At 57.5% G+C, this 14,528-nt stretch carries 10 protein-coding genes; 6 read left to right on the top strand and 4 right to left on the bottom strand.

The annotated features are described in order from the left end of the window. Positions 1–296: 296 nt before the first annotated feature. A complete protein-coding gene (locus tag SMD27_RS14730; RefSeq protein WP_320509152.1) occupies positions 297–8,867 on the bottom strand; it encodes a GH36-type glycosyl hydrolase domain-containing protein in 8,571 nt (2,856 codons plus the stop codon). A 937-nt stretch (positions 8,868–9,804) separates the two neighbouring features. Further along, positions 9,805–10,152 (bottom strand): hypothetical protein, encoded by a 348-nt coding sequence (locus SMD27_RS14725; RefSeq protein WP_320509151.1) that lies wholly within the window; start codon positions 10,150–10,152, stop codon positions 9,805–9,807. 318 nt (positions 10,153–10,470) lie between these two features. Here SMD27_RS14725 and SMD27_RS14720 point away from each other — a divergent pair, with 318 nt between their 5' ends. From SMD27_RS14720 to SMD27_RS14705, 4 genes are all read left to right on the top strand, one after another. Beyond that, positions 10,471–10,668, top strand: coding sequence for a UDP binding domain-containing protein (locus tag SMD27_RS14720; RefSeq protein ID WP_320509188.1), 198 nt, complete (start codon positions 10,471–10,473; stop codon positions 10,666–10,668). Positions 10,669–10,851: 183 nt separating this feature from the next. Next, positions 10,852–11,328, top strand: a complete 477-nt coding sequence (locus SMD27_RS14715) for a hypothetical protein (protein ID WP_320509150.1) — start codon at positions 10,852–10,854, stop codon at positions 11,326–11,328. Between the two features lie 25 nt (positions 11,329–11,353). Then, the gene (locus SMD27_RS14710; protein WP_452094331.1) at positions 11,354–11,542 is read left to right on the top strand and encodes a hypothetical protein; all 189 of its coding nucleotides are present in this window, start codon (positions 11,354–11,356) and stop codon (positions 11,540–11,542) included. Further along, entirely contained in the window at positions 11,539–11,817 is a 279-nt protein-coding gene (locus SMD27_RS14705; RefSeq protein ID WP_452094332.1) for a PHP domain-containing protein, read from the top strand. The genes SMD27_RS14710 and SMD27_RS14705 overlap by 4 nt, the downstream gene beginning before the upstream one ends. A 1,257-nt stretch (positions 11,818–13,074) precedes the next feature. Here SMD27_RS14705 and SMD27_RS24180 read toward each other — a convergent pair. Next, the gene (locus tag SMD27_RS24180) at positions 13,075–13,263 is read right to left on the bottom strand and encodes a cytochrome P460 family protein (RefSeq protein WP_379990809.1); all 189 of its coding nucleotides are present in this window, start codon (positions 13,261–13,263) and stop codon (positions 13,075–13,077) included. Next, positions 13,238–13,561, bottom strand: coding sequence for a cytochrome P460 family protein (locus SMD27_RS24175; RefSeq protein WP_379990666.1), 324 nt, complete (start codon positions 13,559–13,561; stop codon positions 13,238–13,240). Before SMD27_RS24175 ends, SMD27_RS24180 begins: the two co-directional genes overlap by 26 nt. Positions 13,562–14,037: 476 nt before the next feature. On the opposite strand from SMD27_RS24175, the gene SMD27_RS14700 reads away from it, so the two are divergent. Together SMD27_RS14700 and SMD27_RS24330 are read left to right on the top strand one after the other, a co-directional pair. Continuing rightward, positions 14,038–14,166, top strand: coding sequence for a hypothetical protein (locus SMD27_RS14700; RefSeq protein ID WP_320509192.1), 129 nt, complete (start codon positions 14,038–14,040; stop codon positions 14,164–14,166). 94 nt (positions 14,167–14,260) lie between these two features. Next, a complete protein-coding gene (locus SMD27_RS24330; RefSeq protein WP_452094333.1) occupies positions 14,261–14,503 on the top strand; it encodes a glutathione S-transferase C-terminal domain-containing protein in 243 nt (80 codons plus the stop codon). Positions 14,504–14,528 lie beyond the last annotated feature (25 nt).

The raw sequence follows: 14,528 nt of genomic DNA, 5'->3' as shown, positions 1-14,528 counted from the left end.
GGTGCGCATAGGACCTCCTTCAGCCGCAATAAATGCCTTCTCTGAGTCGAGGGGGAGCGTTGGGTATCCTCGAAATCTGCGGATAAACACTGGGAGATAGACGCTCACCAGGAAAGCCGTGTTATTATTTTATTCTTTGCGGCTTGGTACATATGGCTATTAATTTATAAAGTGCAATGGATCGGACAAATAAGCTTGGATAGTCATGCAGACAGAGCGTGCTCGCCTGTCCACGGTGACGGTTCGGCTGGGTTGTGAAGGCAAACGGTCATCGATTGCTTCCGGACCAATTTGTCTTAACCCAGGATGAGGCGCAGGTGGTGGATATGCTTGTCGTCGATCAGGGTTATGCAGGCGGGGCGTTGCGTTAGTTCCTGGCCATCAAGAGTCGCTTGCGCAACGCCGCGTCCAGTGCCGGCAGGATTTTCGATGTTAATGTGGTAGATGGTGGATTGGAATCTGAAGACGATTTCGACGCCGGGCCAAGCTTTCGGCATGCTTGGGTTCAGTGATAGTTCCATTCCATGACGGCGCAATCCGAGAATTCCCTCGACACCGGCGCGATACATCCATCCCGCCGATCCGGTGTACCAGGTCCACCCGCCGCGACCCGCATGAGGCGCCACTGAATAAACGTCGGCTGCCACTACGTAAGGTTCCACCTTATAGCGATCCGTGTCAGTTGGCGTCGTGGTGTGATTGATCGGATTCAAAACATAGAAGAGGTTAGCCGCCTTATCACCCTCACCAAGTTTGGCAAAGGCAAGCACAGCCCAAGCCGCAGCGTGGGTGTATTGACCGCCATTCTCGCGAATTCCAGGCGGATATCCCTTAATATAACCGGGATCTTGCGCGGTCTTGTCGAAGGGCGGCGTAAATAACAATGCGAGTTTCTCGGCACGTCGGATGAGGTGTTCTTCGACCGAGGCCATGGCGCGCTTAGCACGTGCAGGGATGGCCGCACCGGACAGAACCGCCCAGGATTGCGCGATTGAATCGATGCGGCATTCTGTATTAGTCGCCGACCCAAGCGGACTCCCATCATCGAAATAGCCGCGCTTATACCATGCGCCATCCCAAGCCTCGCGTTCCAGCGCATCCTGCAACGCGGCAGCGAGGGATTTCCACCTCGTGGCTCGCGCCAGATCATCTCGGGCCATCGCCAGGTGCGAAAAGGCCATAAGAGCAGTATATAAAAACCAACCGAGCCAGACGCTTTCGCCTTTACCAGCCTCGCCGACACGGTTCATGCCATCATTCCAATCGCCAGTACCGATCAACGGCAAACCGTGCACGCCCACCTCGAGGCTGCAATCCAGCGCTAATGCGCAATGCTCGTAAAGAGACGCGCTTTCTTCGGCGATCATGGGCTGAAAGAAAGAATCGTGTTCGTCACTTACTAAAGGAGGACCATCGAGGAAAGGAAGAACCTCATCCAAAACGGCTTCATCGCCAGTCACATCGATATAGTGTGCGGCGGTATAAGCCAGCCAGACGCGGTCATCGGAAATATGCGTCCGTACACCTTGTCCCTGTGGTGGCAGCCACCAATGCTGGAGATCGCCCTCGCGAAACTGCCGGCTTGCAGCGCGCAACAAATGGGCCCGCGTCAATTCTGGGCAGGACAAGGCGAGCGCCATACCGTCCTGCAATTGGTCTCGAAATCCATAAGCGCCGCTCGCTTGGTAGAAGGCCGATCGTGCCCAGAACCGGCAGGCTAGAGTCTGGTAGAGCATCCACCCGTTCAGCATGACATCCATCGAGCGGTCGGGCGTCTTCACCTGAATCGTGCCGAGCACGTCCTCCCAATAGGCGGACATTTCGCGAAAGGCGGTATCGAGATCGGTTTCGCGATAACGCTTAATTAAGGCCCTCGCATCAGTCTCGGTTGTTGCTTCACCAAGAAAAAAGTCGATTTCCTTGACGCTGCCAGGTGCAAGCTCCACCGGAGCTCTCAAAACGCCGCATGGATCAAGGCCGCTACCGACGCGGCCGGAAAGCTTGGTTCGGGCGCGCATCGCTGCTGGCGCTTGAAGCACACCATTGCGGCCAATGAACTCTCCCCTGTCGCCGGTCCATTCCGTTTGTCGCCCGGCAAAATCGATGAAGGTGACAGAGGATCTGAAGGCCTCATTCCAGGCGTTCTCCGCAAAGAGGGCACCCGTTTCTTGATCGATGGTCGTGACGATAAAGGGGGCCGACGCACTGCGCATCGCTCCCAAGACCCATTCGACATAGGCCGTGATGGAAAGAGAGCGCGGCCGATGAGACGTATTTCGTAGTGTTAGCGTGGAAATCTTGACTGAATCACGAATCGGCACGAATTGCAGGAGATTAAGCTCAATTCCGCCCGACTCGTGTTCAAATCGGGTATATCCGCGGCCGTGCCGAACAAGATACGACGCGTCGTCGCGGGATAAAGGAAGAGCTGTCGGCGACCAGACTTCGCCGGTTAATTCATCACGAACATACAAGGCTTCACCGGGTCGATCAGTCACCGGATCATTCGACCAGGGCGTCAGTTGATGCTCTCGGCTGTTGACCGACCAGGTATAGCCAGTGCCCTCGGTTGCCACATGAAAGCCGAATGTCGGATTGGCGATGACATTGATCCACGGTGCCGGCGTCCGTTGTCCTGGTCTGATAATCGTCACATATTCGTTCCCATCGGGCGAGAACCCACCGATTCCGTTGAAGAACTCCAACTCTCCCTGGGCGGCTGCAATGGCAGGCCAGTCCGATCCTGCAGGAACTGCTTGACCTCGCCGGTCAAGCCTAGGCTGGGCCTGCGGCAATGGAATGCGGTCGAGTTGCTCCGAAAACCGGCCGCGGCGGGCAATCAGGATGACACGCGCGACGGCTGGCAGCAAAGCGCGCGTTCCAACAGAAAGGAGATCCGCGCGCAACACATATACCGATCCCCGTCCCGGTGCTTCACCCGGGGACGGCCGAAATTGGCTCGACCGTACAGCGGTCTCCAGAGCGATTTGAAGATCCTGAATGTAGGAAGACGCGCGCTCGTTCAAAATGACGAGATCGACGGAAATTTGTTTCATCCGCCAATATTCGTGAGCTCGGAGCGCCTGCTGGACGACGGCAATATTTTCGATGTCGTCGATCCTCAGCAGGACGATTGGAGTGTCACCAGAAATGCCGTGCTGCCAAAGCCCCGATTGCGGGCCTCTGCCTCTTCGGATCATTTCATCCGGCGCACGTAAAGCACCGTTGGCATAGATGATATGACTGGCGAAACGCTGAAAAGTATTGGCTTCTTCGGGATCAATATTGAGATGCCGCAACTGGACTTGCGCCTGCGTCCAGGCCAGCGTGGAGGCGCGTCCAAACGCATTGACATCCTGATGTTTGTCGATGATATCCAACAGCTGCTGCCGCGACGATGCGAGGACCGTCCAAAACGCGGCATGTCCTGTGCCGCGCGGCGGCACGCGGAGCCGCCGACGAAGCGCAAAAATCGGATCAAGCACAGTCCCCACCGTACCGGACAATGGCTTATCCGCCATGCATGCAGGCGAGCGGAGGGTACGGCCCCGACCCAAGAAACTGGCCCTGTCGGTCTCCACCTCGAGGTCGCCCGGCGCGCCACTCTCCATGACGATCAGATGAGCCGCCCAGATTTCAGGTTCGGATGGGGAGCGGCGACGCCGGGTCGCAATCAACGCGCCGATATCAGCGAGGTGCTCCGTTTCGATAAACAACTTCGAAAACGCAGGATGCGCGGTATCGGCGGCTTGGGGTGCTAGAACGAGTTCGGTATAGGAGGTGATCTCGATCTCCTGTGCCTGGTTGCTGGCATTCGAGATTGATAGCCGGCGAACCTCCGCATCATCCTCGGCCGAAACGAGGATTTCGAGTGTTGTCGTCAGTGCGCCGTCGCGGCGCACGAACTCGGCGCGATCTTCGGAAAAGGTGACATGATAACTGTCTGCCTCGATTCCGGCTGGTTGATAGCCCGCAGACCAGACGGCACCGCTCTGCCGATCACGCAGAAAGATATAGCTCCCCCAATCGTCACAGGTGGTATCTTCCCGCCATCGCGTGATGGCCAGATCCTTCCATCGACTGTAGCCGGAGCCGGCGGCTGTGAGCATAACGGCGTAACGGCCATTGGAAAGCAGATGGGTTGATGGTACTGAATCATGCGGTGAATCGAAGCGGCGTGTCTTCGCGGGACCGACGTCCAGAACGCGGCGCGCAGTCCGAATCTCCTCGGCCTTCGGATGATCGAGCACGATGTTTTGCGGTGTCCGTTCCTGCAGCAGAAGTTCCGTGGCTTGAATGATAGGCTCATTGTGAAATCTCGCTCGCATGGCGCCATCGAACAAGGCGTTGGCGATTGCGACGATTGTCATGCCCTGGTGATGCGACATGAAGGCGCGAACGATCGCAACGTCCTGACCATCCGGGAGGTGCCTGGGCGTGTAATCGAGCGATTCGTAGTAGCCATACCTGCCTTGCGCGCCGATCGCCGCCAATCGAGCGAAGTTGAGCACCGCGGCTGCGGGATCAACCATGGTTGCCAGGCCGGTCGCATAAGGCGCAATCACCGCGGCCTCGGCGAGACCGCGTTTCAAGCCAAGGCCCGGCACGCCAAAACTGGTATACTGATAGGTGAATTCGAGGTCACGGGCATTATAGGCGGACTCGGATATACCCCAGGGCAGGTGTAGGCTCGCTGCATAGGCGATTTGCCGTCTAACGACGAGGCGGCTGGTTTGCTCCAACAAGCTGTTCGAAGGGGCCCTCATAACCAATGCAGGCATGAGGTATTCAAACATCGATCCAGACCAGGAGATTAAAGCTGCACCTGCCCCGATCGGCGTCACTGTTCGTCCCAGGCGGGACCAGTGCCGGGTTGGAATATCTCCCTTGGCGATCGCTACTAGGCTCGCCAATCGTGCCTCCGAGGCCAGGAGATCGTAGCAGCTCGGGTCCAGGCTTCCTTCACCGAGGCGATAGCCGATCGATAGCAATCCCCGCTCCCGGTCCAGGAGGAAGCCGAATTCCATCTCATCAGCCATGTGCCGTGCGGCTTCTTCAAGGATCCGCAACTGGACGTTCAGGGCGTCCGTCGCTTGAGGTGATGCTGCAAAATCGCCGAGATGGCTGTCGATCGTGCGCTGTATTGCCCCCACCCAGAAGGCGAGGTCCTCAGAATTTCGGCTACTGTCGCTTGCCAGGCAGTGCGTCCTTTCAGCCAGGGCTGTCGTCAATGTGGTCAGGTGCGACGCTGTATCAGCGAAGTCCCGCGGTTCGGACAAATGGGCCTTGATTGCTGACGCGAGTGTGGTCAGCGCCTCGTCGAGCGGTCGCCCAGCATTAGCGATCTCTATGTTGTCCCGGGAAAGGTTCTGTAACGCATTACGCGTCAGATCCAAGACGTCTTCCAGGCCGAGTAGCATCTGCGACAGATCGACGGTTGGGCCTTCACGCCACTTTCGGCAGGCATTAGCGAGGGCGATGAGATGGCCAGCGAGATTACCGCTGTCGACCGTTGAAATGTATCTTGGATCAAGAGGGCGGAGATCCCGCGTATCGTACCAATTGTAAAAATGACCATGAAAGCGCTCCAGCTTTTGCATGGTGGCGAAAGTTGCCGACAGTCGATCAGCGGTATCGCGAAGCCCCAACCAACCGAAATCCCGCGCACTGACGGTGGAAAGAAGATAGAGGCCAAGATTTGTCGGTGAGGTTCGATGAGCCAGCACCGGCTTCGGGTCTTCCTGGAAATTATCAGGTGGCAACATCTGGTCGACCGCCGTGACAAAAGTCTCAAAATATCGCCATGTTCGACGGGCAATAAGCCTCAGCACACGGACATCGAGATCACTGACCGCCAAATGGCTGGCGTCACGCGGTGTTCGGCTGATCCAATAGGCAACAGCCGGTGAAAGAAGCCAGAGGAGAATGATCGGCGTGGAAATAGGCCAAGTCTCTGGGTGGACAAGGCGGGCGGCGATCGCCACCGCCCCGGCAAGGGCGACGCCACCGGCCATTCCTCGCGCGTAGCCAAATAGATTTAGCTTCGGACCGATCGTCGCCTGGGCTGCGGTAACCCACTCCAATAGGTACCTACGGCTGACATACAGGCGATACATCGTTCGGATAATCGCATCAGCCATCAGCCACGTCTGGTGCGCAAGGAACACAATCTGGACCATTGTTTGCAGCAGGGAAAGACGCAGCTGGACGACGAAAGAGCGTAGACGGCTCAGTGGCGTTGTCTTGGCGTGGTGGGGCATGATCGCCATCACTACAGGCGCGAGAGTCGGTATCGCGATCGTCGAGAGAAGGAATAGCGTCCAAATTACAGCGATACGGGGCGGTAGCGCCCATCCAACTGCCAATGCGGTCACAGTTGCCGGTGCGGTGAGTGTCCGCCGCAAATTATCCGCGATCTTCCAGAAGCCAAGGGACGGCATGGCATCTTGCTCACGGCTCTGGCCAAGGGTACGGCGACCAAGCAGCCAGGGAAGTAATTGCCAGTCCCCACGCGCCCAACGATGCTGGCGGGCCGCAGCAACGTCATAGCGTGATGGAAACTCTTCCACCACTTCGATATCGGAAGCCAGGCCGGCTCGCGCGAAGATCCCTTCGAAGAGGTCGTGGCTGAGAACCGAGTTCTCTGGGACACGGCCGTCGAGCGCTGCTTCAAATGCATCCACGTCATAGATGCCTTTGCCGGTATAGGAGCCTTCTTCGAATAAATCCTGATAGAGATCCGATACGGCAGCAGCATATGGGTCTATACCGCCAGGGCTGGAAACAATGCGCTGAAACAGCGAGCCCTCGCGTCCCATCGGTAATGATGCCGTGACACGGGGTTGCAAGATGGCATAGCCTTCGATCACCCGACCGGCACGGGGGTCAACTAGTGGATGGTTCAGTGGATGTGCCATCTTGCCCACCAAGCGCCTTACGGCTTCGCGTGGCAGTTTGCTATCGGCATCCATGGTAATCACGTAGCGGACATCGGCTGGGGGGGTGGCAAGTTGATTCCCGACGTCGATAAAAGTCGTGCCGTCTATCCTGCGGAGTAGTTGATTGAGCTCATGCAGCTTACCCCGCTTACGCTCCCAGCCCATCCATTTTCCTTGTGCGGCACTCCAAACACGTCGCCGATGCAACAGAAGAAAACGCCTGCTCTCGACCCCCGCATACCGACTATTAAGGCGGTTGATGCCGTCGATGGCCACCTCGAGCAAGGCTTGGTCGGTAGGCGTGTGTTCCGCCGCAGCATCTGTCCAGTCCGAAAGAAGAGCGAAATAGACTTCGCCTTCCGGACTTGTCAGATAATGGATTTCCAGGCGTTCGATTTGCTCCTCAATGGCGGCTTTGCTTGTCAGAAGCGTCGGCACGACGACGATTGTTCGTAAATGTGCTGGCACACCCTTAGGCAATTCCAGCCCGGGGACAATGATTGCACCAAGTCCCGTGGTGACGTCCCGATTTATAAGGGCGATAGCGAGATCCAGAGCCGGGATCAGGCCAAGACATGCCAGCAGCCCGATTGTCCATCCATTGACGGCGTAGCTGCTAAGGACGATCAATGGCAGGGAGAGCAGGATGCCCGCCGAGACAATTATACTCGTGGCATAGCCGACGATGCCGGTCTTTGCCGCGAACCGCCGAATCCAGAGATGCGGCGGTGCCCGATATCCGATGAGCTTTTCAAGAGTGTGGCGACCATGAGAGATAAGATAGTAGCCGGGATCGCATCGGCGTTGATTTGTAACTTCGCTGGCTGCTTCCGGCGGTGGGCGGGCTTGCTTCGCAGCTAACAGGGCATTGTGCGCGATGTCCAATTCCGAATGTTGCGATCCGCGCGCCAAATCCTCAATCGCGGTGCGATAGAGATTCCGCGTCGGGAAATCCATTTCCGCGAATTGACTACCGGCCCGCAAGGCAGCATCGACAAGGCTGGCACCTTCGACCAGCTCAGCCCAATCCACGTCGGAGATCATGCGCATACTGGTAATGATGTTCCGCACGGTGACATTCGACGCACCTTGACGCTGATGCTCTTCCTGAACGACCGTGTCTGATGTCTTTCCCCATTTTGCCAGATGTTCTTCTAGCCACTCTAATGCGGGTGTCACTGTTGGATCCTGATCGCGCAGTCTTTGCACGAGCTGTACGGTGAGTGCGGCCGGCAGCGGCCCGGTTGCATAAGACGACAGGACAAGGGATGCGGGTTCCGCAGCCATACCCTTAGTTCCAAGCAGCCGGTCGGCGAGTGCGTCGGCTTCCTGCCGACCGTCACGGGCGCGAACGATCCGCACTGCAGACCGGCGTAAATTTTCAACGAGGACAATGCGGAGGGTAATCGCAATAGCCCAAAGCTCGCCAATCGTCAGCGGTTGAACCCGTTGATAGGCAGCGACGAAGCGCAGCAATATCGTCGGCTCGAAATGGCTGTCTGTGTGGGCGACGAAAGCCCAAGCCAGGCCAAAGACACGCGGATATCCGGCGAAAGGACCATCGGCCAGTTTCGGCAGTTGCCGATAATAGCCAGCTGGAAGGTCGATCTGGATTTCCCGGATCTGCTCTTCAATGATATGGTAATTATCCGCCAGCCACTCGGCGGCCGGCGTGATGGCGCGGCCTTCGTCGAGCGATTTAGCGATGACCCGGTACGCCTCGAGCAGGACGGTTGCATTGTGGCGGAGCCGGTGAACGAGGGATGGCGCCTTAATTGGCGTTGCCGTAATTTTTTGAGCGACGGCAAGGCTTTCCGCATGTTGCTCCAGCCGCTCGGCGCTAAACAGCTCTTCTCTAATGGGAGCATCGTTCTCCCAGAACGAAAAGTATTCTCTGCGTTGGCGCAGTTGACGGAGTGAGATAATCAAGCGAGCCTTTCTGCCCGGCAGAGCGCGACAACTGAGATGTCATCTGTCACTCGCGCGGCTTAGACGAATTCGGTAAGCGAACGGGAGACCGATCTCCGAGGTTCGAATATTATTAACTCTTCGCCTCAACCGCGGAAGAAGACAGCATTGACGTCTCTTTTCCGCGGGAAACAGCATTCTCACACATCGAATTAATGCAGCCTTGCAGAAAAAAGCGCTTGCCGGGCTAGGTTGACAGTCCAGCCCTTATGGTGACCGCAGAACCCGGGCTGCACGTCCGCCATAGCAAGCAACTAGGTGCCTTGCAGCAACGAAAGAAGAATCTCTTTAGGCACTATGTTCTGAGCTGGGCTATCCTCCAAGTCGCCGCGTGCGAGAGGAGACGTCAGAAAAAAACGGCGTGCCTCGATCCTTCGTATGTCGAAAGGTTTTGTTATTTAGCGGCATCGAGCTTGAGTTATTAAACCACTTTTGTGCCATTGATCACAGGTAATTCTCGTATGGATAGAATGATTGACGCGAACAGCCATGCTCCGTCTCAAGCATGGCCTCCGGATTTACCGAGGTCTATAAGAGCCATCGCGATGAATAGTTCCGCGTACTCACCGTTGCGGATCTAGCCGAGCAGATCGCAATTGGCTCGGCGAGCTAAATAGTCGACTAAATCAGCCGCACCTTCAATTGGGATCTGTCGGGCGCTTATTACTCCCGCAACGAAGTTCCGAAATGCCATTGAGCAACGCGCTCGCTGGCAGGCAGCACGCAGTGCTCTCTGTTCCATCCTGACGGCTGCGCTCAGCGCTCGCATCGGAGGCGGAACATCGCTGCCGATGCCAGCGGGATATCCACGCCGGAGCTGCCGCGCTTAACGCCAACTCCGGCGGTCGTGGGTTGCGATCCCTGGCAAGCCTTCTTGGCGTCGCCGAAACATTAGCATCTAGCAGAGGAAGATTGCGGCTTTGATCCGCGCAAACAGGCCACTCATTGGCTCGCCCATAGCGGCGCGGACATAGCGTGCGGCGGCCGTGGCGGTCATGGTAGCGCCGTAATGGCAATCGCAAACTATGTCGTGCAATTGCCAGTCGGTTAACCCGAAGAAGCGCTTGGCTTGGTCGTAGCTGTCGTCAAACAATCCCTCGGCGCGGAGGACCGGGTCCTCGAACGCAACTGAAATCGGCGAGTCAGCGCTGCGCATCAGTCCCCGTGCGTCGCGGGACTGGTATTCGGTCTGGTCAAATGCGGCGAGGAGCCGATGAGGCTTTCCCTCGAGGAGTTGCGCGCCCACCGTTCCAAGCGTTCGCGCCGCGACATGGCGCGACGAGCTTGGCCGGTGGAGATCTCGGCGACTGTCCGGAGTTGGTCGAGAGTTTGGTGTTTCATTACAGCCGTCTAGTTCAATAGTCTGCCCCCAATTACGATACCGCTAAACAACACCTCTCTCAAGTTGCGGTCTTGAATACTCTCTGCTGAATGACGGTCCCCGAACTACCGTACCAGCAGCGTCACTACCCGTCGGCCTTACCATTACATGGCCGGCCATATTCGTCAGGACCTGGACAGCAACATGGTACATCCCCAAATCAGGCTTTGAGGGACTGACTGACTGACGGACCATACACCGCTATGGAAGAAGGCCGATGCGGTAGTTTTTCTTACGGAGTGGAATGCGTTTCGGGGCCTCGATCCATCGCGGATGAAATCCGTTCTAAGGCAGCCATGCGTGATCGATTTGCGCAACATCTATCGACCCGATGCGATGCGGGCCCTAGGCTTTATCTATCACAGCATCGGAAGACCCTAACCCGAGTCCCCACAGAGAAGGTCTGGCAGCGCTACTTCCATCGTTATATTTTCGGCGAAATTCTTAAATGTTACGTAGATTCAACAGTAGCGCTGCCCCTCACCTTCCGGAGCGGCAGCCTGGTCCCCTCAATGCTTCCAGCACCAGTCGGCCCCGGCCACGTGCCAGCCGGCATAGAGCATCTTGCGCGGAATCGGCCGCAAGGCTGCGGTCGGCGTGCGTCTGGTGTGGGCTGGCACCGCGACAAGGGCATGTTTCAGAGCTGGCCGGCCCAAGCCTGGCAGCAAGGGGGCGGCGCGGTTTGGGGGCTGGATCAGCTACGATCCGGAACTCGATCTCATCTACTACGGCACGTCCAATCCGAGCCCCTGGAATGAAAAGGTACGCCCGGGCGACAACAAATTCACCGCCGGCATCTTCGCCCGCTATCCCGATAAAGGGGCCGCCCGTTGGTTCTACCAATTGAGCCCGCATGACCTGTTCGATCATGACGGTGTCAATGAAAACATCCTGCTCGACATTGCGATCGACGGACAGCCTCGCAAGGTCCTGGTGCGGCCGGAACGAAACGGCATGATCTATGTGATCGATCGTGTCTCCGGCAAGTGCTTTCCGCAGATCCCTTCGCGGCCACGAATGCCAGCAAAGGCGTCGATCTGACGAGCGCGGCGTCCGTCGGCGCGTCATGCGCGCCGATGGGCCGGAACGGGTCTTCGGCGAATGGTGGAAAGCTGACCCCGAACTGGAGGCCGTCCGGGATTACTTCCAGGTCGAGGATGAGGACGGTGAGCGCTTCTGGATTTACCGTGCCGGCGATGGCGTCGATCCGGCGACCGGTTCCCATAAGTGGTTCATGCATGGGATCTATGGATGAGTTACGTCGAGCTCCAATGCACCTCACATTTCAGCTTCCTGCGCGGAGCGAGCTCCTGTGAAAAGCTGTTCTTTCGGGCTGCAGAGCTCGGGATCAAGGCACTGGCGATCACCGACCGGAATTCGCTGGCCGGCATTGTCCGCGCCTATGACGCCGCGCGCGAAAGCGGGGTTCGCCTGATCGTGGGCTGTCGTCTCGATCTCGAGGATGGGATGTCGCTGCTCGTCTATCCGACGGATCGGCCATACCCCCAATATCGGCCGGATTCATCGTGAACTTGGTCTTGAACTGATTTGATCCTTTGGCTGGATTTCTACCAACTTGATAGGCGGCGTTGTCATGAAGTAACCGAGTAACGACATCTTCATCATGGTACTTGAGGCCAAGATACCGGACACCCGACCGGCGGACAGTGATGTCAGTGACGGTCATCCCGAAGAATGCATCTAGGCGATCAGGATCGTCGGCGAACACGGTTATCCCGTTCGCGCGAACCCCGATCTGCCAAGCGAGATTTGGCTGCATGTTGATACCGTCATGCACCGTTAACCACCTTGGCGATCGTAGATAAACCCTCGCACATGTCCGCCGCCATCGTGGAGCACGTGCGCTCACCCGTGGGGTAACAGCACCATATCGCTGACCAGCGGCTCCCTGCTCCGTTTCCATCTTTCGATTCTCGATAATGGCCGGGGCCCTTGAGCACGACGCAGTAGTGAGTCTCGTGCGTCATAGACTGGGTCCCAGGCCACAAGCCTGGCGCACGGTAGGCGCGGCGCATCTCCAGCTCGCCAGTGATGGCGATTATTATCGGGAGATTGCGCCGGCCGGCGCATCGGCGAGAAAGTCCTTCTCGGGATCGAACACCTTATTGAAAAAGTTGGTCAGGGAGTACATGGCCACCAACGCGACGATCTCCTCGGCACCGGTTAGAGACCATTTGGTCCATAATTGTTCAAGCCCTCTGCTGGAATCGGTACCGATCGGTCTATATTTTATGATAGAAACTCACGAGCAGGTTCCCCAATAAGCACGATGACACTTCCACGCGAATTTAATGAAGACGAAGTTTTGAACACGGGCCTTCGGGTTTTTGGGAGAAGGCCTACGCGAGCACTTCGCTAAGCGACCTGCTTGAGGCGAAGAGGCAGTTGCGGTCTGCTGGAAGGGATGGTTGCCACGACCTTCTCCTGAGTCAGAGTGGTGAGGCGACCGGGATGGCGCCTCGCCGTCCTCAGGAAGATGGCTGAAGCTTGCGTGCATGTCGTCCGGCAGAGATTGCAGATCGTCCGATCAGCGAGCTTTCGGTGACGAGCGCCTCAGACGCGCCGGAGACTGACCGGCTGGCGACGGCATCGCCGCGTGCATCTCACGCCGCGTCTCCCGCACGGGGCTCCACCAATATCACTCCGGCCGTCCCGCAATGTGGTCCCGCACAACGATCGCTTTCATGATAATTTCCTGCTCGGCCGTTTATCTCTTTGGTAGAATATTGCAGCGCTTGAATGGCCGTTCGACATCCCATGCCAGCATTATCCCCAGGATGCCCCGCTTACCGGGTCAGGACGATGCCCGTCCGTGTAGATCCAGTCTGACTGTCGTGCCGGCACGTGACAGGGCTGGCAGTGCGCCGTGTAGTTGGTGGATGTGGTCTTCTGGGGACTAGTCGCGTCGAACAAGGACCAACCCCAGCCGTCACTCGAAAGCTTGTTCCGGGAAATCGCCGACGCTCTCTTTCACCATAATGAACCAGCCCGCTAGGGTACCGGCACTCCTTACGGTTCCGGTTGTCATATCTTTGGTGGTGGTCTTGAACACCTCCTTCACGAGAACGGCGCCGTCGGGAAAGTGTCCGTGCTTACGATACGCCGCGATGGTCCTGGCAATGCGTAGACCACGTGCATCTCCTTTGATCCCGGACCGTCGCAGAACGCGCTCAGCGTTACTCGATGAGATCTGCAGCAAAGGCCTTCGGTTATCGCGGCGAGCCACAAAAAAGAGCTGCCATGTATGGTTCATAGCGGCGGAACATCGCTACGACGATCCTCGCTGCCATTCGCACCTCGAGGCGTCGTCCGGCCTTCTTCATTTCGAGGGGGGCTCGATCCCAAGACCGTCGCGATTACCGGTCTCGCTCCTGAGCATCGATGATGACCAAGCACCATTCGTGAAGCAACAGAAAGTATACAGCGCGGGCATTGGGCAAATCGGCGGAGCTCGCATTTTGCCGCCGCGCACAACCGTGAGATACGAGATGCAGATCGCAAACCACCACAACTGAACGCTGAACTATTGAAATTATACATGCAAACTATTGGAAAGTTTTGCGCCATTTATTCACAATAGCCGTGGCTCTGAACCGGCCCAAGGCTACGTCTTGCACGACAAGCAGGGGATGGAAGGGCGCGAAACACGCCGCGCAACCGACGCTACTCCGGAGCCACGACGAATTAGGATGGAGCAGGTAATTGCCGAATAGCTATGAAGGAGCATTTATGAAAGCCTCGATCTTCATGGCCGCTGCTCTCGCCGGCGCGGACACTCCCGTCTTGTCCGAGAGCGTGACTGGCGCGATCCTTGCGCATGGCGGCCGCCTCGTCGCTATCTTCCCGACGACTCTTTGATCGCGGCTCCAACGTGCTGACCTTCCCTATGAACCTGCCCCGGTCGACACCAGCAAGGACGAGCAGGGCTCGGCGCCCTTCCTGGGCGGCGGCTTTGGCCATTTCTACGCTTATGCGTCGACCAAGCTCGAATACGATTAACCGCTACGCGATGGAAGTGAAGCGCCAGCTCGACGTGCTTGATCGCCGTCTTGCCGACAACGACTTTGTCGCCGGCGACGATTACACCATCGCCGACATGGCGATCTGGCCTTGGTACGGCGGGGTCGTAAAGGGCTGGCTGTACGACGCGGCGGAGTTCCTGTCTGTACAGGACTACGTAAATGTTGTCCGCTGAGCCGACCAGATCTTTGCCCGGCCGG

The organism is Dongia soli (assembly GCF_034044715.1).
Lineage (GTDB): Bacteria > Pseudomonadota > Alphaproteobacteria > Dongiales > Dongiaceae > Dongia_B > Dongia_B soli.
Note: the sequence above shows the minus strand (reverse complement) of the source record. Positions and strands in the feature narration are given on the sequence as shown.